Raw genomic sequence first — 21,692 nt, 5'->3', positions numbered from 1 at the left:
GCATCGGGTCAAACCCACCGTGCTTTCGATGACCTGCGCAAAGGCCGTTTCAGCGAGCCCGGCCGAGCCTATTTCGTCACTTCGGTCTTGGCGGAGCGAGAGAAGCGCTACTTCAGCGATTTCGTCTGTGCCCGATGTTTGGACACCGAGATGCGGGCCTTGACCGAGTATCGCGCGGTCATGTCCTTGGCTTGGGTGGTGATGCCGGACCACATTCACTGGCTACTTCAGCTGGATGACTCCTTGTCGCTACCCTCGGTCCTGAAAGCCTTCAAGGCGCGTTCGGCACATCGAGTGAATGCCTATCTTAGACGGCAGGGTCCGCTTTGGCAGAAGGCGTTCCACGATCATGCAATCCGGCAAGAAGAGGATATTCGCCAGATCGCTCGTTACATCGTGGCGAATCGGGTGCGTGCGGGATTGGTCGAGCGTGTCGGGGATTATCCGCATTGGGATGCGGCTTGGCTGTAGGGTGTTCAGCGTGAGGTTCTGTGAGGGATGCGAATAAATTCGCACCTACCTGTCATTAGCGATGGCTGTTGGCCTGCGCGTAAGAGGGTGCTTCGTCTTGGTAAGCCTGCGGGCATCGATCGCTGCCCACTGCGTTATTGGTGCCCAGGGGCGGAATCGAACCACCGACACGAGGAGTTTCAGTCCTATCGCCCTACAGCAACGACGGGGCTTGCAGCCGGTTTTTCGACGACAGGGGTCACTAGAGGGGACACCACCCTGTAAATTTGCGCTAAGATATAGCCATGCGTCGCAGTGCGAACGGACGCGAAAAACGAAACCCCGAAGGGCTGGCACCCGCCGGGGCTTCCGTCACCACAAGCTGAGGCAACAGCGCATGGCAACGATCGAGAAATTACAGCGCGAGAGCGGCCCCGTCTATAAGGCCGTCGTGCGCAAGCAGGGGCACGGCAAGCAGACCAAGACCTTCAAGACCCGCAGCGCCGCCGAACGCTGGTCACGCCAGCTTGAGGCGCGCATCGAGCAGGACGACGCGGGGCTTACCAACGAGGCCCAACGGCACACGCTCGGGGAAACGATCACGAAGTATCGCGCCGAGGTGCTCCCGGAGAAGCGCCCGACGACGGCCCGACCCTACGGTATTCATCTCGACTATTGGGACCAAAAGCTCGGGCACCTGAAGCTCTCGGAGCTGACCGCGACCAAGATCGACGCCTGTCGAGACGAGATTGCGGCCGGGAGCGCACCGGCCACCGTGAACCGCTACCTCGCGACCCTGGCGAGTGTCTGCACAGCCGCCGTGAAGCGTTGGCATTGGCTCACGACCAATCCGCTGCGTCAGGTCGCGAAGCCCCAAGAGGGTAACGGCGGCACCCGGTTCCTCACCCGCGAAGAACTGCCTCGCCTGTTGGATGCGTGCCGTCAATCCGCGAGCCCGGATCTTTACCTTGCGGTGCTGCTGTCTCTCACCACCGGCGCCCGTCAACAAGAGCTGCTCGGGCTGCGCTGGAAGGATGTAGACCTTCATGCCGGTCTCCTGCATCTGCGCGTCGAGAACGAGACGACCACCAAGGGCGGTATCCGCGCAGTGCCGATTGCTCCCGAGGCGCTGGATCTGCTCAAGGCCCGCAAGGCTGAACGCGACCGTAAAGAGGACCAAACCGGAAAGGTCCGCACCCTGCGAGATCCCGGCCTGGTGTTCCCCGCGCGCGTGACTGTCACCAAGCCCGTGGACCTGCGCACTCCGTGGGAAACCGCTTTGAAGCGCGCGGGGATCGAGGGCTTTCGCTGGCACGACATGCGTCATTCCGCCGCGTCGTTCCTCGCCAAAGGCGGCGCGAGCCTGCTCGAAATCGGCGCCGTGCTCGGGCACAAGTCGGCCGCGACCAGCAAGCGATATTCACACCTGACCGCGCAGCACACGCACGATCTGGTGCGCTCGATGACGGCCGACCTGTTCGGGGAGGGTAAGCCATGACCCCGGCACAGTGCTTCGATGATGTCGAGCAACTGCCCGAGGCGGTCGAGGTGACTGCAACTCGACTCTGGACGCAATACGCCCGTTGGTTGAGCGAGCAGCCGGCGCCGAAGGCCGAGAGTCCGCTGGAGCGCCTCGTCCGCGATACGCCGACGCTGCGGGAGCTGGCGGTCGAGGCCATGCGGCGCTTGGATCAAGCCATCGCTGCGCCATCGTCGCCGCAGGCTTGGGCATTGATCGGTGGAGCCCAGGCGGTTTGGATTCATATCGGCAATGCAGAGGGCGCGGACCCTTTTGCGCAGACCGAGAACCCGGCGATTGCGCTCGCCAAGGCGAGTCACCAGGAAGACAACGCTTGCAGGGAAATCGTGCAAGCGTATTACAAGGCGCACCGCGACGAATTCAACGACAAGTTTGGGCGCCACAGCAAAGAGGTCGCCGCCAATCGCATCACCGAATTGAATCTCGTCCCATATCCGCGCAGTACGATCCGCCGCTGGCTTCAGAACCAATAACGCCTTATAGCCTGCGCAGACGCTAGGTTCTGCGCAGACTTTAGGGTCTGCGCATACGCCTATCCGGGGCATTTTTCGCCCGCTACAGTCCTCGCCATAGCACGCCAATCAGGGCGCGCCACGTCACCCGACGCATAGCGAGGAATGAGCAATGTCCCGAACGAAACCCGCTCCCGCCGCGCCAATCAGCGCAATGCCTATCCCGGAACTCAGTCCCTGGGGCTCGGTTGCAGCCCTTGAGGAATGGCTCAACGGCGACTCAAAGCAAAAGACATTCACGCAGCACGCGCTTCGTCACTACGTGCGCAATGCAGCCTCAAATGGATTGGAAGAGGCCGGTGCGATCCGCTACATCGGCACCAAAATTCTTATTCATAGAGGTCGCTTTGCGGCTTGGCTGGAGGGTTGCGCGGCATCGAAAGCAACTCTGCGGTCGCGCGGACGGGTGGCAGCATGAGCAGCGCAAACGAGAACGCCCCGACCGTGGCGGGCCGGGGCGGGAGCGGATTGACAGCTGGTGAGCTAGAAAAAGCCGTCGCCCCCGATTTTAGCATGGGCGACCTGCTCGCAACGGCAACGGTTGAAGAAGAAGCCGCCATGTTTGATGCCGGAACCGCTCTGCTGCGCGCGTTGGCCGAGGACGACAGGGGCTGACGATGAGCACAGCCGCAACCATCCCCCCGACCTGGCGTGCAACCGACGACTTCGCCGCCGCAATCGCCGCGGCCGGACTCGGAACGCCAGACATCATCGCCGACGGACGCATCCATCGGTTCCGCACGGCAGACGATAAAGCCGGGGCGCGCTCGGGATGGTATCTGCTGCACCTTGATCGGTTCGCGGCCGGCGCCTTCGGATCTTGGAAACTCGGGTTTCAACAGACCTGGAGCGCCAAGAACGAAGCGGACGAGAAAATCGACTTTCGCGCGCTGATCGAGACGGCTCGCCGACAACGCGATGCCGAACAGCAGGCGACGTGGAAGGCATCGGCCTATACCGCCGCGTCGATCTGGCCGGCGTGTCCGCCGGCACATTCCGACCATCCCTACCTGCTCAAGAAGGAGATCGGCCCGCACCTCGCGCGCGTGGATTCGGCGAACCGCCTGGTCCTGCCGATCGGCGATGGATCCGCGCTTACCAGCTTGCAATTCATCGCCGCCAACGGCGCCAAGCGCTTTCTCACGGGAGCGCGGATCTCGGGATGTTGGTGTCCGATCGAGGGCGACGGACGGCAAGCTCCGATCCTGATCGGTGAGGGATTCGCCACTGTCGCCACGATGGTGGAGGTCACGGGCTCACCCGGAATCGTCGCATTCAATGCCGGGAATCTGCTCCCAGTCTCCAAGGCTGTCCGGCGACTGAATCCTCACGCCGAGATCGTCATCCTCAGCGACGACGACCGATGGACCGAGGGAAACCCCGGACGCACCAAGGCCCGCGCCGCTGCGCTGGAGATCGGCGCCAAGCTGCTGCTGCCGAATTTCGAGGGCATGGATTTATCCGGCAAGCCTACCGATTGGAACGACTGGTATCGGCTCGCGCGCGCGGCCGGGAAGGTTTCGCGATGAGTGCAGCAGCAGTGAAACAAGCTCACGACTCGGCGGCGAACGATCCGCTGGAGGATGCGATCGACCCCGCGGCCGAGCGGCTCGCCGAGGCCAGGGCCGCGATCGAGGCCGCGATCGAGCGCCAGCCCGACGACATCGGCGCAGTCTTCGAGACGGACGTGAAAGCCGCGTGGGGCGTCGTCTACGGCTACAGCATGGCCGATTACGAGCGCCTGCGGGCATCCGCCAAAAAGGCGGGGGCGCGCGTCGCCGAGATCGACCGGGAAATCGGTGCTCGCTCGAAGTACGCCAAAGAGAGAGCGGGGAAGAAAAAAATCAAACTCGATTTCCAATCCAACACTTCCAACACTTCCAACACCGGCGCGGCTTGGGAGGCGTTTTCATCCTACACCGACACCTTTCAATCCTACACTTCCAACACTGAATCTCTACCTGGGTCGCCCGGCGCCTTGGTGCGTGAAACCGACCACGGCGCCCGTCTGCTGATCGCATCCGACGCCGCGTTGATCGTTGCGGGTGTCCTGCGAGGCAGGTACAGCTACTGTCCGACGGCGGATATGTGGCACGCCTTCCGCGATGCGCATTGGGAGCCGCTACTTCAGCCGTCGTCGCTGCATGAAGCCTTGACGCGCTGGCTGTACCCGGCAACGGACGGCGCGGGATTCACCCACCGCTATCAGGACGCCATCCTGACGCTGATCCAGCGCGCCAACATGCTGGCGCTCCCGCAGTAGCGAGCCGGCGCGATCCCGTTCCGAAACGGCATGCTCGACCTGATGACGGGCCAACTGACGCCGATCACTCCCGCCAACGCGGCCAGCTGGCGATTGCCCTACAGCTACGATCACGGAGGCGATTGCCCTCGCGTGAAAAAGTGGTTGCTCGGGGCTGTCGGGGGCGACGCGGAAACCGTCGAACTGCTGCGGGCGTTCATGGCTGCGCTGATCCGCGGAGGCGCACATCTGCAACGCTTCCTGCACCTGATCGGCCCCGGAGGGTCCGGTAAGTCAACGCTCCTTCGCCTGCTGACAGCATTGGTCGGCGCCTGCAACACCGTCTCGACGGACCTGAAGCAACTGGAGCAGAACCGCTTTGAAGCGGCGACGCTCTACGGCAAGCGGCTCGCGACGATCGGCGACTCGGATAAATACGGTGGATCGGTCAACGTCCTGAAGGGGATCACCGGACAAGACCCGATCCGGCTGGAGCGCAAGCATGTCCAGCAGGCCGGCACGTTCGTCTATGACGGAATGGTCATCATGGCGAGCAACGAGCCGCTGGTGACGACGGACTACACATCCGGTCTGGAGCGCCGCCGCGTCACCGTGGTCTTCGATCACCGGGTTACCGAAGCGGAAAAATCCGATTGGCGCGAAGCAGGCGGCGAGAAGGGTGTTCTGCACTCCGAGTTACCGGGTGTCGTGAATTGGGTGCTCGGTCTGTCCGTCGCGGAGATGGAGCATCGGATCTCCCATCCTCCGGCAAAGACCATCGAAGCCAACGACGAAGCCATGCGCGCGGGCAACCCTGCATCCGACTGGCTGATGCAGTGCTGCGTACCGGAGCGAGGCACATGGACGCAGATCGGGTTGAAGCAGAAACGACGCGAACGCGACGACGGGGCGATCTATTTCGAGAACTCAGGCGCACACCTGTACCCGAACTATCTCGACTGGTGCGAGTGCAACGGCCGGGAGGCGCTGTCGTTGCGTCGATTCCGATCCGTCACGATGGACATGGCGAAAACACTCGGGGTAGCTGTCGTGGAGGTCCGCCGCGGATCTGGAATGGGTATCCAGGGGTTACGGCTGAAGCTCCCGGACGAGCCGCCCGCAGCATGGCGAGATCGTGCCGAAAGTGTTGGAAGTGCTGGATCATCCTACACCGGTGCTGTTTCGGATCGCCCGCAAACCCTCGCCAATGCTGGAAGTGTCGGAAGTGCAGGATCTTCGCCGACATCCGACTTTTTTTCTCCCGCCGCACAAAAAGAGCGCGCCGAGGTGGAGGTATGAGCGCCGACATCCTCCGCGAGGTCATCGCAGCAGGCGTCGAGCTGGCAATCAACGATACCGGCAACTTGAAGGTCACCGGCGACCGCATCGAGGTCGATCGCTGGTTGCCCGAGATCCGCGCGCATAAGTCCGAGCTGCTGGCGCTGCTGTCCGGCGCCGAGCCGCCGCCGCCGACGCCAGCCGTCAATGAGGCGATCCGCGAAGCCATCGAGGAGCGCGCCGCAATCCGGGAGTTCGAGGTCGGCGAATCGCGCCCGGTTGCCGAGCGCGACGCCCAGTCGGCCATGCGCGTCTATCGATTCCGTCTCACGGATCAGCCCGACACATGGCTGACGATGTTGGCGCCGGAGTGCGACCAGGACCAGGCCCGGCACGACCTAGCGCTGAGGTTCGGTGCCGAGCGGCTGATCGAGGTTCGGGAATCTGCGGCATGAATGGCCCAGGCAAGACGGCAAGTCAACTCTGATGCCGATCATATTGCCACGGGGTTCTTCGTCGCCCGACCGGAGCAACGACAGCGAGATCACCACCCGCATGGATCAAGGTGGCATCAAGGGATTGAAGGCACCACGACGGCAAGGACGCTCGGAGAAACAGGTCAGCGAGGTCATTCATGAGCAAGAAAGCGGACGAAGGTCAGCCGTCGGCGTTATCACCCAGCGAGATCTTACTGATGCATGCGATCCAAGGCGCGTCGAGCATGACGGAGTGGGGAAAATTTGCCGGGGCCAGCGATGCCGACATCGGACAGGTGGCCATCGGACTGATGAAGCAAACCGCCGACATCCACAAGGGGAAGTTGGGCGATATCGAGGCGATGCTGTTCAGCCAGGCCGCAACGCTCGAAACCCTGTTCACCAGTCTGTTGCGACGGGCTGACAAGCAGGACTATCTGGATCAATTCAAGTGCTACCTCGGCTTGGCGCTGAAGGCTCAGGCACAGAGTCGGGCGACCCTGGAAACCCTGGCGGAGATGAAGGCGCCGAGGAACGTGGCGTTCGTGAAACAGGCGAACATCGCTCAAAATCAACAGGTCAACAACGGCGCGGATCCTCCCCAGCCTCGCGCGGAAAAACCAGCGATTCCGCCAAACGAACTATTGGAGCTACTTGATGGCAACAGGTTGGACGCCGGAACGACGGGCGCGGCAGGCCGCTTTGATTCGGACATGGAGGCCGTGGGAGCGGTCAACCGGCCCACAAACGCCCATCGGCAAAGCCAGGTCATCGACGAATGCTGACCGTGGTAGACATCGGCCGCTGCAACGTTTGTGCGCGAAGGCATTGCGCGAGCAGCGACGCGTACTGCATGACCTCCTGTAGGCGCCCCTGTCCCCGACGCCGCGCGACAGGCTCGCTATCGGGCGCTCAATGCTGCGGGTGTGCTGGATATCGAGGTCTATCGCGGATGATTGTGTCAATTGCAACACACTTTCATCATCCTAGCGCTCTCGCCGAAACCACTCGATAATCTGCCAAGCTGGCGAGGATTCAAAATTTTCTCGTATCCCATCCAGACCAAACAACAGCCGAAGATTGTCCGCAAAGTTGCTATCGTGTTCTATCGCACGAACAAAATAAGCCCCTTGCTCTATATCCGTTGCATCAAAAATCAGATCGATTTTAGTTGATGATGACGTAATCAAAGAGGCACGCCAAAGAAAACGCGGCAGGCTTTGCAGTAATAATTCAATCCGACTGGCTTCAGTTTCTAAGCCAGATTTGAGTATTTCCTTTTTTAGGTCATTGACAGAGGAAAGATAGATATCCCACTCAAACTGATGCGTATCAGGAAACAGTGCTGGGGCAATGGCTGCGATCACCTGTTTCAACAACTGATCAAACGACAGCACCAGATCGTGAATTGCACCAAAAGGTATGCGGATCTTATGGTAAATCGGGATCAGCACAATATCAGAGATTGCCCGTCCATTTCCAATCACGCCATCAGCGCCTCGCCAAGATGTCAGAATGGACGGAACCAGGCGATTTTCAAGCTGGATTTCCTTGCCATCAATTTCCATGCGTGAGAATGGCCCCACCTGATCATCGTGGGCATAGATCTTGTCGATTCTTGTGGCTGTCAGGAGAAATCCTGTATTTTCAAATGATGTGGGAGCAGGATGCCCTAAACTATAGCCAGTAACTAGGATGTTCAATCGCCCAGGCTTTCCCATCAAAACTTTCATGCCGTTTTCATGTCGAGCTTCGGCGCCTTGAACGCCTGTCGTCGCCGGGCCAGCATGGAGTCGCCGAGATGCGTCTTGACCCAGTGCTCGACATCCAGGGTGCGCACCGAGGTCATCGCCTCGTGAATGACCGGGCCCGTCAGATCGGTGAGGAAGGCGGGAATCACCAACACCAGCCGGCCGATCTCCTTGAGGGGACCGCGTGCGGTGAAGGTTTTGTATTTCCCGAACACCGATTCGATGATGTCGGAGGACGCCAGCCAGGTCGCGCCGGGCGGGATCTTGGCGGCTTGTACCGCGACCTGTTCCAGGACCCGGTCGGTCAAGCGGGCGGCTCGCGGAGCGAGCGCGGTGCGCGGGGCGAGGGTGGCTTGAAGCGATGCGCAGACGCCGGCGTGCAGTCCCTCGGACTTGAGAACGCTCTGGATGGCCTTGGACTGTTCCATCATCTGCGCATAGACCGCCAGATCCTCGCGATAGGCACTCACCCAGGCGAAGCCTTCCAGAAAGCGCGCGCGGCCGGTGTCGGCGAGATCCCAAAAGGCGTCGTCCAGATCCGCGAGCTGTAGGTCGGAGGCCGCCTGCAGGGCCTCGCAGAAGGCTGCCTTATCGGGATGCCGATGGCCCAGCAGCACGTGCAGGGGACGCACGCGGGCGAGGCCCAAGCGATCGCGCAGGTGGTCCCGGGCGGCGACCGTCAGAACGCAGGTGGGCCGAACGGCACTGAAATCTCCCCGCTCCTGGTAGGCGAGTAGGTTTTGCGCCCACTCGACATGGGTGTCGACGTGCATGAAGCGCGCCTTGGTGCGCTGACGCGGCGGCAACAGAAAGGCCAAGTCGGTTTGCTGAAAAGACGCCAGGGTCCGCGTGCAGTGCGACAAAAAGGTCTGCCAGCGCCCGTCCGGATGCAACTCCGCCTTGAGCAGGGTGGCGATGCGGTGCGAAATATCATAGGTTTCCACACAGTCTGTCGTCTGTTCCCGGCAAAACAGCGTGATCCCCTTGTGCAGGTCGCTGCCGTGATCGGCGACGATCTGCACCGGCACACCGGTGCGCTCGGCGACCTCGCGCAGCACCGTGGCGACCCACTCCCCGGTGCTGTGCGTCGTCACCTTCACGGCGAGCACCTGCATGGCCCGGTGCGACGGGCTGTAGCCGGTCTCGAGCAGCCGGGCGGCGGGGATGCCCAGAATCACGAGACACTTCGATGTGCCCAGTTCAAGCGTATGATCGGCCACGAAAATCCAATCCTCGCGCCGCTGCGGCGGCTGCAGGAGGATCGCCAATCCGCAGCGGTAAACCCAGTTGAGGACCGTCGTATGCGCCGGCATGCTCACCGGCATCCAGGGTGCGAGCAGACCCAGTACGCGGGGTACCCCGCGGCTGCCGAGTCCGGCACTCAGATACATCCGCAGCGTCAGTTGCATGACCAGGAGCGAATGCCGGTGACCGAACGGGGGCAAGCGCATCAGCTGCCGAGCCGCAGCGTCAGGCTCCTCCGCCTCGCCGAGCGGTGTCGCCTCCGACGCCGCAGGCGGGCCATCGCCTTCCGACGCCAGCGCCCGGTTCTTCCAATAGGTGCGGCTCGCTTCCAGATCTCGGATCTTGACCCGAGCCGCGCGCAGTCGCTGTTGCTTGTCCAGGGCTTTGGCCCGCCACGCATCGCGCGATGCCCGGAACAGTCGGGCCAATCGGGCCACGGGGGTTTTGAAAGTGTCCATCGGTGTGCGTCGGCTCGGATTCGGCTGGTGGTGGGGTCCCGGTGCCGCGAAGTGTGCCTGGAGGCGACAGGGCTGTCGATGGCGGCCGGCGGGAGGACAGCCGGCGCATCACCACCCGCACCCCGCGACACGAGACCGGCATGAGCTATTTCGTGCCTTATCGGGTCAGATTGAACTCCCTAGCCAGTAACCGCAACCGCATGCCTTCCAACGTAGCGCACACTTGAGCTACTTACATCTATCCAATGGATGCCAAACATCATCGGAATCCCTGCCCGAAGGTAGGCGTAGATCATCGCTTTCAGTAGATAATGATTGGCTACATTACATGAAAGCGGCTCTAATCCAACGCTCTTGATCGCATGAGCCATTTCCAAAGGCGTTAGGCCCGGCGATGGAAATGACCGCTGTTCGGATGTGAGTATTTTCGTGGCATCATTTGTAATCGCGGCGGGCGATGGGATTTGGTGCTGAAACAAGTGGCCAGTGGCCTGAAAAATGGACCATAGGGCACTCGTCGCACAAGCGGCGACCACTGAATCCTGCTCCTGAAAAGCCAGCGTGTGTGACACCTTCAACTGCAAACCAAACAGGTTAGCGACATAACAACGGGTCGCTGGAAAATACCGTCTTTCCTCGCGCGGATAGGTAATCAGGCAGGTGCGACCAATAAAAGTGCGAGGCAGCGGTTTAACGACGATAAAGCCTAAATAGTTCTGCTGTAGTATTGCTGGCGTCAGTTCGTCCGACTTTCCAAGCAGGCAGGTTTCAAATTGCGCTTCGGCAAAATCGCATTTGAAAAAATGGAGTCTCGCGCATTTTCTGGGATAATCCCGAAAACATCGAACATAGTATTCTGCATAGTCTTCAAGATAATCTCGATCGACATATTCGCATTCAACCAGGATGGTTCTTGCGTCGATGCAATCAAAGTAATCGCGAAAATACGTCGCGTGAAGTTTTGCGTTGACTTCAAGTAGAGAAGCCTGCGACTTCTCTACGAAAATCTCTAGCAGGCGCTCAACCTTATAAGCGTGAACCTCGAAAGGCTTGCTCATGCGAAGCGATTAGACAGTGAAAGGTTCATGCAAAGATTTCAAATCGACCCGTCGCTCTTCCTGTAAACGCGCCGTTACTTGTTTTGCCTGTTGCAGTGTTTTTTGAATAGTGTCTCGCCCTTCAGGGGATTTCAACCAGTTCTGCGCATTACGTTGCAGCACTTCTTGTTGAGGAGTATTCGGTTTTCTTGCCATGGTTTCGACAATGTTCCGCCTGATTGATGGATCTGAATTATTTGGCACGCTCAAAAGTTAGCATTACTTTTACAAATTCAACGGTCGCCTCTGACGCGGCTTCTTCGGCCCGAACCGCGTCTGTTCGCCGATCCCGAGCGCCGCCTCGATCTGTCCGGCGCTGCGTAGGATGGCGTCCAAGTCCATTTTCTCGACCACAGTGTGCGCCCGCACGTACTCGGCAAGGTATTGCTCGGACTGTGAGCTAACACCGTTGCGGCAGCATACCAGATAGGAGACGGACTCGGCCTCAAGCTCTCGCTGGTCGTGTTGAGCCTGACTGCGGTCGGGAATCTTGAGGAAACTGTCCTTGCCGAGATGCCCGAGGTAGAGGTGCGCGAGTTCGTGGGCGAGCGTGGCGAACTGCACATTCGGATCGTGGTTCTTGTTGACCCTCACCCGGTAGTCTGGCTTTTCCTTTTCCGACTTGGAGCGACGGACCGCCCGCATCGGCGTTTCGTTCGCGGCCTGCACGAAACCGGCGAGCCCGTCGCCGTAGGCGATGAATCCGACATCGATGCCCCGGTTTCCCAAGCGCCTGGCGAAGCGTGTCATGCGCTTGCTGTCGATCTTGCCGCTCGCGGAAAAGGCATTCGCCACCGCCGGTGGCAATGGCGGGCCTTCGGTGTCGGCCATGTCGTAGACCAGCGCGACGGGGCCAAAAGGCCAGAGGATGATCAGCGGCCATGCGCCCTCTTTAATGCTTCGCCCTTGGCGCTCTTGCCAGTCATAGGCCGAGGCGGCGAAGCGCAGACCGGGGCGCTGAAGATGCAGCAAAAAGGCATTGAAGGGCGCGACATTGCGCATCCCCACCGCAAAATCCAACAATTCCTTGAATGCCTTGGAGTCATGGTAGGTGCGACTCTTTTCCAGCAACTCACCGAGCAGTGACTGGGCCATTTCCTGCTGAGGGGTTTCCATAGCATCGCCTGGCTTCGTCATGGCCGCGTCCCCCTTATCATGCGCTGTGATCTTGCCCCGCGATTGGGGATCGACCCGTGATGGCTGTCGATGCCTGACTTTCAGTTCATCAAGGGTAGTACACTCCAACACTGACTGGGTATCCATCGAAAGCGACTCCGAGGGATGAGGCATGGCGCGGCGTGGCAAGCAGGGTAAGGGTAAAGACGGAGAACTCACGGTAGACGGCGAGTACCAACCAGATCTCCCCGGTCCCGGTCTCGGGGTCGGCGACTATCGCTACCCCGACAAGCGCAAGAACAACCCACCGGCCAAGATCGCGGCGGAAGGCCGCGTCCCCAAGGTGGATCCGATCCAGTACGCCTACAGCCCACGCCGCGATCCGCGCTTGCGGTTCGATGACACCGGCGCGGCGGATCGGCTGCCCGAGCTGCTGCAAACCGCCCGGCAACGCGCGCTAACGGAGGAGGAGACCCGCGTCCTCGCCGAGGCGCTCCGCAACCATGAACCTTGGCTGGAGTGGGCCGGCAAGCGCGAGTCCAAGGGCTTCAGGGTCGATCCGGTCGCGCTGCACATGCATGAGCGGATCTCGGCCCAGGCCATCATCAAGGTCGCCGCCCGACAGGACGTGACCCGCGATCTCTTCGCCGACCCCGCGCAGGAGTACCGGGAGGCGGTGCAGTTCTACCAGCACGACATCGACTGGACCAACCGGCTGATCCTGGGCGATTCGCTCCAGGTGATGGCCTCGCTCGCCCATCGGGAGGATCTGGCGGGTAAGGTGCAGATGATTTACATCGATCCGCCGTATGGGATCAAATTTGCCTCGAACTTTCAGCCGGAGGTGGGGAATCGCGAGGTCAAAGATCAGGAAGACAGCATGATCCGTGAACCGGAGATGGTGCGGGCCTACCGTGACACCTGGCATCTCGGGGTACATTCGTATCTGGCTTATCTGCGCGATCGACTGTCGATCGCGCGCGAGCTTCTCAAGGACGCTGGAAGCGTGTTTGTGCAGATCTCCGATGAAAACCTGCATCGCGCCAGACTGCTATTGGACGAGGTATTCGGACCATCGAATTACGTCAGCACGATCCAGTTCCAAAAGACCACATCCGCCACCAACCTTTACCTGCCGGTCGTCTCCGACAGCCTGTTGTGGTACGCGCGCAATCTTCCCAGCCTCGACTATTACCCGCTCTTTGTGACGAAACAGCTCGGCGCCAAGGGCGCGGAGCATTACTCAGGGATCGAGTATGCCACGGGCGAAAGACGCCCTTTGAGCCCGGAACAGAAACAAGGAGCGATCGAGATACCGAGGGGTTCTAGGGCTTACACCGCAGACAATCTCACTTCCGCCAGCATGGGGCGTGACAAGGGCGAAGGCGCGGCCTGCTGGTTTTCCGTGACCAGCGAAGGTCGCTCCCACACCCCAAATGCCAAGAACCGCTGGAAGACCAATGAAGAGGGGATGAGGCGCCTTGTTGATGCGGGACGGCTGTTGCCCCAGGCCACGACGCATCGCTATCTGCGCTATTTCGACGACTTCGCCGCCTATTCGCTCCATTCGATTTGGACCGACGTGGGCGGAGCGGCGGATCGGCGCTATGTGGTACAGACGACCGAACCGGTCATCGAACGCTGCCTGCTCATGACCACCAAACCCGGCGATCTCGTCCTCGACCCCACCTGTGGCTCCGGCACCGCCGCCTATGTCGCCGAGCAATGGGGCCGACGTTGGATCACCATCGACACCAGCCGGGTCGCCATCGCCATCGCCCGGCAACGCCTGCTCACCGCCAAGTTCGACTTCTACGCGGTCAAGGGCACCAAGAGCGACACCGACACGCCCCCGTCCGGACCGTTGGGCACCGACCCGCATCCCGGCTTCGTCTACAAGAGCGTTCCGCACATCACGCTCAAGAGCATCGCCCAGAACACCAATCTGGACCCGATTTTCGCGCTGCACGAGCCGATCCTGGACGCCCGGCTCGCGGACTGCAACGCAGCCCTGGCCGGCGTCCCATCCACCACCCGCGCCGCCTTGCAGGGCAAGCTGGCGCTCAAAGAGAAGACCGAGGGCAAGCGTTCCATCACGGAAGCTGACCGGCGCCGCTGGCTTTTGCCGCCATCCAATCGTGATCCGAAGGTGAAACTCACCGTCGATGCCCGCTTCTCCGGCTGGTATCACTGGGAGGTGCCGTTCGACACGGACCCGGATTATCCGACCGTGCTGAGCGAGGCGATCACCGCCTATCGCGCCGCCTGGCGGGACAAGATGGACGCGGTCAACGCCTGCATCGCCGCCAACGCAACCCCGGAGGAACTGGTCGATCAACCCAAGGTGAGGCGCTGCGTGGTGCGTGTCTCCGGTCCCTTCACGGTCGAGGCGGTCCAGCCGCCGGAGGTCTCGCTGGGCGTTGTGCCCGACCCGGACGGCGCCGGGCTGTTCGACGGCGAACCGGACGCGCTGGACGACACCTTCGCGGAGACGACCGGGAGCGGGTCCGGCACCAACGGCGAGGTCGCGGCGACCAATGCGGCGGCCTATCTGGATCGGATGCTTCGCCTGCTGCGGATGGATGGCATCCGCTTCCCCGACAATCGGGAACAACGGTTTTCACGGCTGGAGCCGCTGTCGGGTCAGGGTAGCGCGCTGCACGCCGAGGGACGCTGGGCGCCCGTCGGTCAGACCGACCCGGAGCCGGATGGACCTGCAACCGTCGGCGTGGTCGTCGGCCCCCAGTATGGCTCGGTGACGGCCAAGATGGTTGAGGAGGTCATCCGCCCGGCCGGGCGCGTCTATGACGATCTGGTGATCGCGGCCTTCTCCTTCGACGGGCCGGCACAGGCGGCCATTGAGGAGAGACACCCGCGACTACGCATCCACATGGCCCACATCCGCCCCGACGTAAACCCGGCGATGGATGGGCTGCTGAAGGAGCAGCCGGGCGCGCAGCTCTTCTCGGTCTTCGGTCAGCCGCGCACCCGCCTGGAAGGACCCGACGACCAGAACGAGTACTGCGTGATCATGGATGGTGTGGACATCTACAGCCCCGTGACCAACGAGATCACGCCCAGCCGGGGCGACAAGGTGGCGGCCTGGTTCCTGGATGCGGACTATGACGGCCGGACCTTCTGTATCACCCAAGCCTTCTTTCCCGATCGCACCGCCTGGGACAAGCTGGCGCGCGCGCTCAAGACCCTGGTGGACGCGGAGCGCTTCGCGGCCCTGTCCGGGACCGAATCCCTGCCGTTTCCCGTCGGGCCCCATCGGCGAGTGGCGGTCAAGGTGATCGATCCGCGCGGAAATGAGGTGATGCAAGTCCATGCGTTGTCCAATGATGACTAGGGACGCGGCGACATGACGCACAGTTGGCGGAGCGAACGGTTTGGCAGAAGGGTTCATTTGACGCACCACGCGGTCGCACGCTTGCAACGGCGTGGTTTGAACCAGGCGTTGCTCCAGGATCTGATCGAGAACGGTGTCGTCAAGCAGAAAAACGAGGAGCACTGGTGGATTTACAAGAGATTCGATGGACGTGACGACAATTTGATCTGCGCCGCCGTGCTGGCTCGCCAGGCGCTGATCATCAAGACCATCATGACCCATTGGGAGGAATATCCGGAATGAAGACGACCTATTATCCAGACGATGACATCCTGGAAATCCATCTCAGCGAGAAGCCGGTCAGTCGCGAGGTGTCCCACGGCTGGAACGTCAATCTGAGCTATGCCGAGGACGGGAGCCTCGTCGAGATCCTGTTGCTGGAGGCCCGGGAACAGGGTCTCTACCCCATCGAATCGACACAAGCAGCCGCGTAACATGGCCGCTGATCCGTCCCCCGAGATCCCGCTGCAACCGGTCGACAAGCCGGTCATCTGCAACCCCTACCGGGAGCCCGACGCGCATTGGGAGTATGAACGAGCCACCGGTGCGGCCAGCAAGGCGCTGGCGCGGCGGCTGGCCGGGTATTGGTACAAGACGGATCGGACAGGTTCGGCCGTCATCCAGGGCGACCTGTTCGGCGATGAGCAGCATGACGACCTGCCGTTGGTGAACCGCCTGCGCGAGGATGTGCGGCGCTGGCGGGAGGCTGGCTACCGGGGCGCCTCGAACGTCACCCGCGAGTTGTTGGCCCATTGGGCACGGGCGGACGCACCGCGTCGACTCTTCTTCTGTCAGCGCGAGGCCGTCGAGACCCTGATATATCTGGCCGAGCTGCGTCTGACGCGTCGCTCGGCGCAGACTGGGTTCAAGAATTTCAAGGTCTCGGACGAGGATATCCGCCGTCTGCTGACGGGCGATAAACCGACCTTCGACGCGGGCACGGCGGATTTCCATCCCACCCTTTGCGATCGGCCGGCCGACCCGGACCTGCTGCCGATGCTCCGGATGGCGTGCAAGATGGCGACCGGCTCCGGCAAGACGGTGGTCATGGCGATGCTGATCGCCTGGGCTTTCTGTAATCGCGGTACCCATCGCGCCAGCCGCGAGTATCCCCATGCCGTGCTGGTCTGCTGCCCGAATCTGACCGTCAAGGAACGCTTGCAGGTCTTGCGGCCCGAGGTGGAAGGCAACTACTACGCCGCGTTCGATCTGGTTCCGGTGAAGTACCGACCCTTGCTGCAAACCGGCAAGGTGCTGGTCATGAATTGGCATGGTTTCGCGCCTGAGTCCGAGCACAAGGAGGGCGATAAGACCTGGGCGGTCGTCAACAAGGGGCCGGAGACGCGCGAGGTCTTCGCGGAGCGGGTCTTGAAGGATCTGGCCGAGCGGATGCCGATCCTGGTGATGAATGACGAGGGGCACCACTGCTGGCGCCCCGCGCCTGATCCAAGGCTGGCGGGGCTGAGCGGTGAGGAAAAAGCCGAGCTGGAGCAGGAGATCCGCGAGGCGACCGTCTGGGTCGATGGGCTGGACAAGCTCAACAACGCCCTGGGGAATGGCGAGCGTGGGATCGCCTTATGCGTGGACCTGTCCGCGACACCCTTCTACATCCAGGGCAGCGGACACCCGGAGGGCCGGCCCTTTCCCTGGATCGTGAGTGATTTCGGCCTGGTCGATGCGATCGAAAGCGGTCTGGTGAAGATTCCGCGTCTGCCGGTGCAGGACACCACGGGACGACCGGACCCGCTGTACTTCCGGCTCTGGGAGGGGCTGCGTGGGCGCTTGCAGCCGGGCGAGTTCCTGCCCGGTCGCGCCAGGAAGCCGAAACCCGAGGTGGTCTACCGGGAAGCGCAAGGCGCGCTGTTGCAGATGGCCGGCCAGTGGGTAGACCGTTTCCGCCAGATCCAGGAGGCAACGCCGGGGCAGGAGCGGGTGCCGCCGGTGTTGATTCTGGTTTGCGACAATACCGATATCGCCGAGGTGTTTTACCGCAAGATCAGCGGCGAGGAGCAGATCGAGCAGGTGACCCAAGCGGATGTCGAGGCCATCGAAGCGGGCGACATGGAAAGGCATGAGAATGCCACGACCCGCGAGGGCGCGGGGCGCAAGAGACGCAAGAAGGCCAAGCCAAAATTGCTCACCGCCTACGGCAAGGGCGAAATCTACCCGGAATACTTCTCCAATACCGCGGAGGTCAAACACACGATTCGGATCGATTCCAAACTCCTCGCCGAGGCCGAATCCGACGATCCAACCAAGCGTCGCAGCGATGCGGCGGAGGCATTGCGCCGGGTCGTGGCGACCGTGGGCAAGGTTGGCGAGCCCGGCGAGCAGGTGCGCTGCGTGGTGTCGGTGTCGATGCTGACCGAGGGCTGGGACGCGAACAATGTCACCCAAGTCCTGGGCCTGCGTGCCTTCGGCAGTCAACTGCTGTGTGAGCAGGTCGTGGGGCGCGGGCTGCGGCGGATGGACTACACGCCGGACCCCGAAACCGGGCTCCTGACCGAGGAATATGTCGATGTCTACGGGATACCCTTCTCGGTCATTCCCTACAAAGGACGCAAGAAGACCGATCCACCCCCGGATGATCGGCCGAAAAATCATGTGAAGGCCGACGCTCAACGCGCCGCCTGGGAGATGCGCTTTCCGGTGGTCGAGGGCTATGCCTTCGCCCTGGTCAAGAATCAGATCCGGTGCGAGATCGACGCCATGGAAGGGCTGCAAATCGAGCCGAACCTGGAACCGACCGCCACCTTCGTGCGCGCAGCGGTCGGCTATCAGGTCGGGCCGGCCTCGCAGTCGAGCGCTCAGTTTGGTTTCCAGGAACAGAACCGATCCGACTATTACGCCCAGACCCACTTGCAAACCATCCAGTTCGAGATCACGCGAATGATCGTGCGGGATCTGGAGCAGGGGGTGGGCGGATCGGATGACCGGGAGCGGCGGGTGTTACAGCTCAAGTCGCGCCACCAGCTCTTTCCGCAGGTTTTCCGATACGTCGCAGCCTACACGGCGCGCAAAGTCGACTTCAGAGGGCTCTCGGGACCGAGTCGTTGTGAGCTGGGGCTTCAGAAGTATGTCGAACGGATCGTCGAGCGCATCCGGGACGGCATCGTGCCGGACGACAGCGCGGGCGAGCCGCCGTTGTTGCCGCTGTTGAATCGCTACCAGCCGATCGGCACGACCGCCGACGTGAACTTCAAGACGACACGGCCGGTCCATGCGACCGTGCACAGCCACATCGATCATGTGGTGCTCGATACCGAGACCTGGGAGTCGACTGTCGCCTTCCGGCTGGAGCAGTGCGTCAGCCAGGGAGCGGTTCGCTTCTATGCGCGCAACGATAATCTGGGTCTGGTCATTCCCTATGAGTACATGGGGGTTGCGCACAACTACGGGCCGGATTTTCTGGTACGGCTCAACCTGGAGGCGCTGGATTTCACCCTGTTGCTGGAGGTCAAAGGCTTCGAGGACGACAAGACCAAGGCCAAACATGGCGCGGCCAAGCGTTGGGTCGCCGCCGTCAACAACTGGGGCAAGCTCGGGCGCTGGGGCTTCCATGTCTGCCGCGATCCTGACATGCTGGAGCGGGAGATTGGGCATCTGTGCAAGGTCGCCAGCGGGGCCAGGGAGCAGTGCCGAGGGACCGCATGACAGTGCAAGTCGTCGAAGTGTTACGCCGATCAGAACAGGGCATGACACGGCCCTTCATCTGCCGGGGCGACGATGGCGAGATCTACTTCGTCAAGGGCGTGGGTGCCGGTCGGCGCAGCCAGATCTGCGAATGGGTCGCCGGCAAACTGGCATCAGTGTTCGGCCTGCCGATTGCGCCGTTCCGCCTTCTGGATGTGCCGGAGGAACTGATCGAGGCAGACGGCGGCCTAACACTTTCGGAGTTGGGATCAGGGCCGGCTTTTGGGTCTCAATGGCACGAAGCCATGGAACTGACTGTGTCGGCCGTTTTGGAGATTCCCGACGAGATTCAGCAGGACGTGTTGGCTTTTGACTGGTGGATCCAAAACGGTGACCGACTCTTGACCGAGCGGGGCGGCAATCCGAACCTATTTTGGAACCCAGCGTCGCGCGAATTGGTCGTCATCGATCACAATCAGGCATTCGACCTCGATTTTGATCCTAATAATTTCTTTGACTTTCATGTGTTTGCCCACCAGAGACACGACATCTCCGGTGACATGCTGAAGCGCCACGACTACAATCGCCGCTTCGCATCGGCGCTCGGTGCCTGGCCGGTGATCCGCGCCGGAATCCCTGATGCATGGTTGTTCGCCGACCCCGAGATGACCGTGCCTGTAGATTTCGACCTAGATATGGCCTATCAATTACTCAAGAGACACGAGCGAAACGATTTCTGGAAGACACCATGAGCAAGGTTGCCTGTCAATATACCATCGTCCGATTTGCTCCCTACGTCGAGACGGGCGAATTCGCTAACGTGGGCATCCTGCTGATGGCGCCAAAGGCCCGCTTTTTCGGTTTCAAGCTACAAACCCGCCGTTACAAGCGCATTGCCGGCTTCTTTGAGGAACTCGATTCCAAGCTCTACCGCGAGGCGATTCGTGCCGTCGACGAGGAGTTACAAAGAATCCATGCCATCCTGAAGACCAATGGATTCGATGGGCGCAAGGCGGTCAACGACACTGAATTTGCACGGCAGGTCTTTGCGGACGTCGTCCGTCCTCGCGAAAGCATCATACGCTTTAGCGACCCCGGCGTTGTGCTTGCCGACGACCCCAAAGAGAAACTGACGGAACTGTTCGGGTTCTATGTTGAGCGGAGCTTCGTCACAAAACGATACCAGGAGACCATCTTGGAAAACGGCGTGCGCAAGTGGCTGTATCAGGCGCATCTCGGTGAGCGGTTCCAGCGTGTGACCGTTGGTGACGAGGACTATCAGACAACATTCCCCTTCGTCGAGCAGGTCGACCATCAACCGGTTAAGGCGATCAAGCCCCTGTATCTCGCCCAAGGACAACCAACCAAGATCCGGGAACACGGCGCGACCTGGATATACCGGGTGAACGAGTTAAGAGAACGCAACAAACTGCCTAGGCATCTCTTATTCCCCGTTGATGGACCGAAGGATCAGGATGAGCGCCGTCAACGCGCGTTTGCAGACATAGTTGAGCGACTGAAAGAGACCGGCGTCGAAGTGACTGAGTACGCCAATCGTCGGTGTATTCTTGAGTTTGCCGCAACCTGATACAGTCGCGAGCTTGCAAAACATGCGTCGCGGGCACGCGCGAGGGCGGTTCCGCTGCGGCCGGGGAGCAAGTCGCAGATTTGTGGCTTGAACGACTCCCCGTCGAGATCCCGGAGCGACAGCGACAGGCGCGTGACGAGGCTCGACGCAATCGACACCCGGCTCAGGCCGGTTTTTTTGTGCCGATGCTGGTCACCGGGTACAGCCGTAAGCCGCCGACAGGCCGCAGGCCCAAGCGTGGCGCGGGATCGCTGCGAAGTCGCAGGGGTCACTACAGGGGTCACTAAGGGACGCGAAAGGGGCGAAACCAGGCGAATCGGGGCGACTGAGGCGAGGCTAAGTGGCTGTTTTTTGGTGCCCAGGGGCGGAATCGAACCACCGACACGAGGATTTTCAGTCCTCTGCTCTACCAACTGAGCTACCTGGGCTTTGGGATCCACTCCCGTTGCGGGTAGCGGAGCCGTTTATTAGAGCCGCAAGAAGCCAAGCCGTCAAGACCTACGATCAAGCGATCAAACAAGTCCGGCTCCAAGGCCGAACCCGTCGCGTCGCGTGGCGCTCCCGCACGTTCCGCGTCTCGCGCGGCTGTGCTATGTTGCCCGGCTTGTCAATCAAGCTGGATCGGTCATGTCATTGGATGCTTCCGACATCGAGAAGATCGCCCACCTGGCGCGGCTTGAGATCGCACCCGAGTCGATCGAGCGCTATGCCGCGGATCTCTCCAACATCCTCGACCTGGTTACGCAGATGGACGCGGTCGATACCACGGGCGTCGAGCCGATGGCCCATCCGCTGCACATGAGCCAACGGCTGCGTCCGGATCGCGTGTCGGAGCAGGACCAACGCGAGCTGTTTCAGGCCATCGCCCCCTTGACCGAGGACGGGCTCTATCTGGTTCCCAAGGTCATCGACTGA

Annotated in this window: 22 protein-coding genes and 2 tRNA genes; 17 read left to right on the top strand and 7 right to left on the bottom strand. The window is 61.3% G+C overall.

Translation table 11 applies throughout. The features are described from left to right. The first annotated feature begins 33 nt into the window (after positions 1-33). Positions 34-471 (top strand): transposase, encoded by a 438-nt coding sequence (locus AADX97_RS12235; RefSeq protein ID WP_374237400.1) that lies wholly within the window; start codon positions 34-36, stop codon positions 469-471. Positions 472-609: 138 nt separating this feature from the next. On the opposite strand, the gene AADX97_RS12230 is transcribed toward AADX97_RS12235, so the two are convergent. Then, positions 610-683 (bottom strand) — tRNA-Phe (locus AADX97_RS12230). Positions 684-847: 164 nt separating this feature from the next. Between AADX97_RS12230 and AADX97_RS12225 the strand changes: the two genes are divergently transcribed. From AADX97_RS12225 to AADX97_RS12185, 9 genes are all read left to right on the top strand, one after another. Then, positions 848-1,948, top strand: coding sequence for a tyrosine-type recombinase/integrase (locus tag AADX97_RS12225; protein WP_374237391.1), 1,101 nt, complete (start codon positions 848-850; stop codon positions 1,946-1,948). Then, positions 1,945-2,463, top strand: coding sequence for a hypothetical protein (locus AADX97_RS12220; RefSeq protein ID WP_374237392.1), 519 nt, complete (start codon positions 1,945-1,947; stop codon positions 2,461-2,463). Before AADX97_RS12225 ends, AADX97_RS12220 begins: the two co-directional genes overlap by 4 nt. Before the next feature lie 151 nt (positions 2,464-2,614). Further along, positions 2,615-2,920 carry a hypothetical protein gene (locus AADX97_RS12215; RefSeq protein ID WP_374237393.1) on the top strand — a complete coding sequence of 102 codons (306 nt, stop codon included), beginning with the start codon at positions 2,615-2,617 and terminating at the stop codon, positions 2,918-2,920. Then, entirely contained in the window at positions 2,917-3,117 is a 201-nt protein-coding gene (locus AADX97_RS12210) for a hypothetical protein (protein WP_374237394.1), read from the top strand. The genes AADX97_RS12215 and AADX97_RS12210 overlap by 4 nt, the downstream gene beginning before the upstream one ends. Positions 3,118-3,119: 2 nt before the next feature. Continuing rightward, positions 3,120-4,031: a toprim domain-containing protein gene (locus AADX97_RS12205; protein ID WP_374237395.1), complete on the top strand. Its 912-nt coding sequence runs from the start codon at positions 3,120-3,122 to the stop codon at positions 4,029-4,031. Next, a complete protein-coding gene (locus tag AADX97_RS12200; RefSeq protein WP_374237396.1) occupies positions 3,980-4,765 on the top strand; it encodes a hypothetical protein in 786 nt (261 codons plus the stop codon). Before AADX97_RS12205 ends, AADX97_RS12200 begins: the two co-directional genes overlap by 52 nt. Positions 4,766-4,777: 12 nt before the next feature. Beyond that, a complete protein-coding gene (locus AADX97_RS12195; RefSeq protein ID WP_374237401.1) occupies positions 4,778-6,043 on the top strand; it encodes a phage/plasmid primase, P4 family in 1,266 nt (421 codons plus the stop codon). After that, on the top strand, positions 6,040-6,477 hold the full coding sequence (locus AADX97_RS12190; RefSeq protein ID WP_374237397.1) for a hypothetical protein: 438 nt from the start codon (positions 6,040-6,042) through the stop codon (positions 6,475-6,477). Before AADX97_RS12195 ends, AADX97_RS12190 begins: the two co-directional genes overlap by 4 nt. Before the next feature lie 179 nt (positions 6,478-6,656). Continuing rightward, a complete protein-coding gene (locus AADX97_RS12185; RefSeq protein WP_374237398.1) occupies positions 6,657-7,283 on the top strand; it encodes a hypothetical protein in 627 nt (208 codons plus the stop codon). 201 nt (positions 7,284-7,484) lie between these two features. Here the strand turns inward: AADX97_RS12185 and AADX97_RS12180 are convergent, their stop codons facing one another. From AADX97_RS12180 to AADX97_RS12160, 5 genes are all read right to left on the bottom strand, one after another. Then, positions 7,485-8,231 carry a hypothetical protein gene (locus tag AADX97_RS12180; protein WP_374239293.1) on the bottom strand — a complete coding sequence of 249 codons (747 nt, stop codon included), beginning with the start codon at positions 8,229-8,231 and terminating at the stop codon, positions 7,485-7,487. After that, positions 8,228-9,952, bottom strand: coding sequence for a hypothetical protein (locus tag AADX97_RS12175; protein WP_374239292.1), 1,725 nt, complete (start codon positions 9,950-9,952; stop codon positions 8,228-8,230). Before AADX97_RS12175 ends, AADX97_RS12180 begins: the two co-directional genes overlap by 4 nt. A gap of 179 nt (positions 9,953-10,131) precedes the next feature. After that, complete coding sequence (locus tag AADX97_RS12170) at positions 10,132-11,010, bottom strand: hypothetical protein (protein ID WP_374236628.1); 879 nt, start codon at positions 11,008-11,010, stop codon at positions 10,132-10,134. Positions 11,011-11,019: 9 nt separating this feature from the next. Beyond that, positions 11,020-11,205 (bottom strand): hypothetical protein, encoded by a 186-nt coding sequence (locus AADX97_RS12165; protein ID WP_374236627.1) that lies wholly within the window; start codon positions 11,203-11,205, stop codon positions 11,020-11,022. 69 nt (positions 11,206-11,274) lie between these two features. Beyond that, positions 11,275-12,312: an ImmA/IrrE family metallo-endopeptidase gene (locus AADX97_RS12160; protein ID WP_374236626.1), complete on the bottom strand. Its 1,038-nt coding sequence runs from the start codon at positions 12,310-12,312 to the stop codon at positions 11,275-11,277. A gap of 25 nt (positions 12,313-12,337) precedes the next feature. Here AADX97_RS12160 and AADX97_RS12155 point away from each other — a divergent pair, with 25 nt between their 5' ends. Genes AADX97_RS12155 through AADX97_RS12130 form a run of 6 tightly spaced genes read left to right on the top strand, consistent with a single transcriptional unit; the run spans position 12,338 to position 20,777 of the window. After that, the gene (locus AADX97_RS12155; protein WP_374236625.1) at positions 12,338-15,517 is read left to right on the top strand and encodes a site-specific DNA-methyltransferase; all 3,180 of its coding nucleotides are present in this window, start codon (positions 12,338-12,340) and stop codon (positions 15,515-15,517) included. A gap of 12 nt (positions 15,518-15,529) precedes the next feature. Beyond that, the gene (locus AADX97_RS12150) at positions 15,530-15,799 is read left to right on the top strand and encodes a DUF4258 domain-containing protein (protein WP_374238563.1); all 270 of its coding nucleotides are present in this window, start codon (positions 15,530-15,532) and stop codon (positions 15,797-15,799) included. Then, complete coding sequence (locus AADX97_RS12145) at positions 15,796-15,990, top strand: DUF2283 domain-containing protein (protein WP_374236623.1); 195 nt, start codon at positions 15,796-15,798, stop codon at positions 15,988-15,990. The genes AADX97_RS12150 and AADX97_RS12145 overlap by 4 nt, the downstream gene beginning before the upstream one ends. Before the next feature lies 1 nt (position 15,991). Continuing rightward, positions 15,992-19,210 (top strand): DEAD/DEAH box helicase, encoded by a 3,219-nt coding sequence (locus tag AADX97_RS12140; RefSeq protein WP_374236622.1) that lies wholly within the window; start codon positions 15,992-15,994, stop codon positions 19,208-19,210. Then, positions 19,207-19,941, top strand: coding sequence for a HipA family kinase (locus tag AADX97_RS12135; RefSeq protein WP_374236621.1), 735 nt, complete (start codon positions 19,207-19,209; stop codon positions 19,939-19,941). Before AADX97_RS12140 ends, AADX97_RS12135 begins: the two co-directional genes overlap by 4 nt. Then, positions 19,938-20,777, top strand: coding sequence for a DUF3037 domain-containing protein (locus tag AADX97_RS12130; RefSeq protein WP_374236620.1), 840 nt, complete (start codon positions 19,938-19,940; stop codon positions 20,775-20,777). Before AADX97_RS12135 ends, AADX97_RS12130 begins: the two co-directional genes overlap by 4 nt. Before the next feature lie 352 nt (positions 20,778-21,129). Here AADX97_RS12130 and AADX97_RS12125 read toward each other — a convergent pair. Further along, positions 21,130-21,205, bottom strand: a tRNA-Phe gene (locus AADX97_RS12125). A 199-nt stretch (positions 21,206-21,404) separates the two neighbouring features. Here AADX97_RS12125 and gatC point away from each other — a divergent pair. Next, complete coding sequence (gene gatC / locus AADX97_RS12120; protein ID WP_374236619.1) at positions 21,405-21,692, top strand: Asp-tRNA(Asn)/Glu-tRNA(Gln) amidotransferase subunit GatC; 288 nt, start codon at positions 21,405-21,407, stop codon at positions 21,690-21,692.

The sequence above is a fragment of the Thiocapsa sp. C2-2m genome (assembly GCF_041903745.1).
GTDB classification, from domain to species: domain Bacteria; phylum Pseudomonadota; class Gammaproteobacteria; order Chromatiales; family Chromatiaceae; genus Thiocapsa; species Thiocapsa roseilacustris.
Note: the sequence above shows the minus strand (reverse complement) of the source record. Positions and strands in the feature narration are given on the sequence as shown.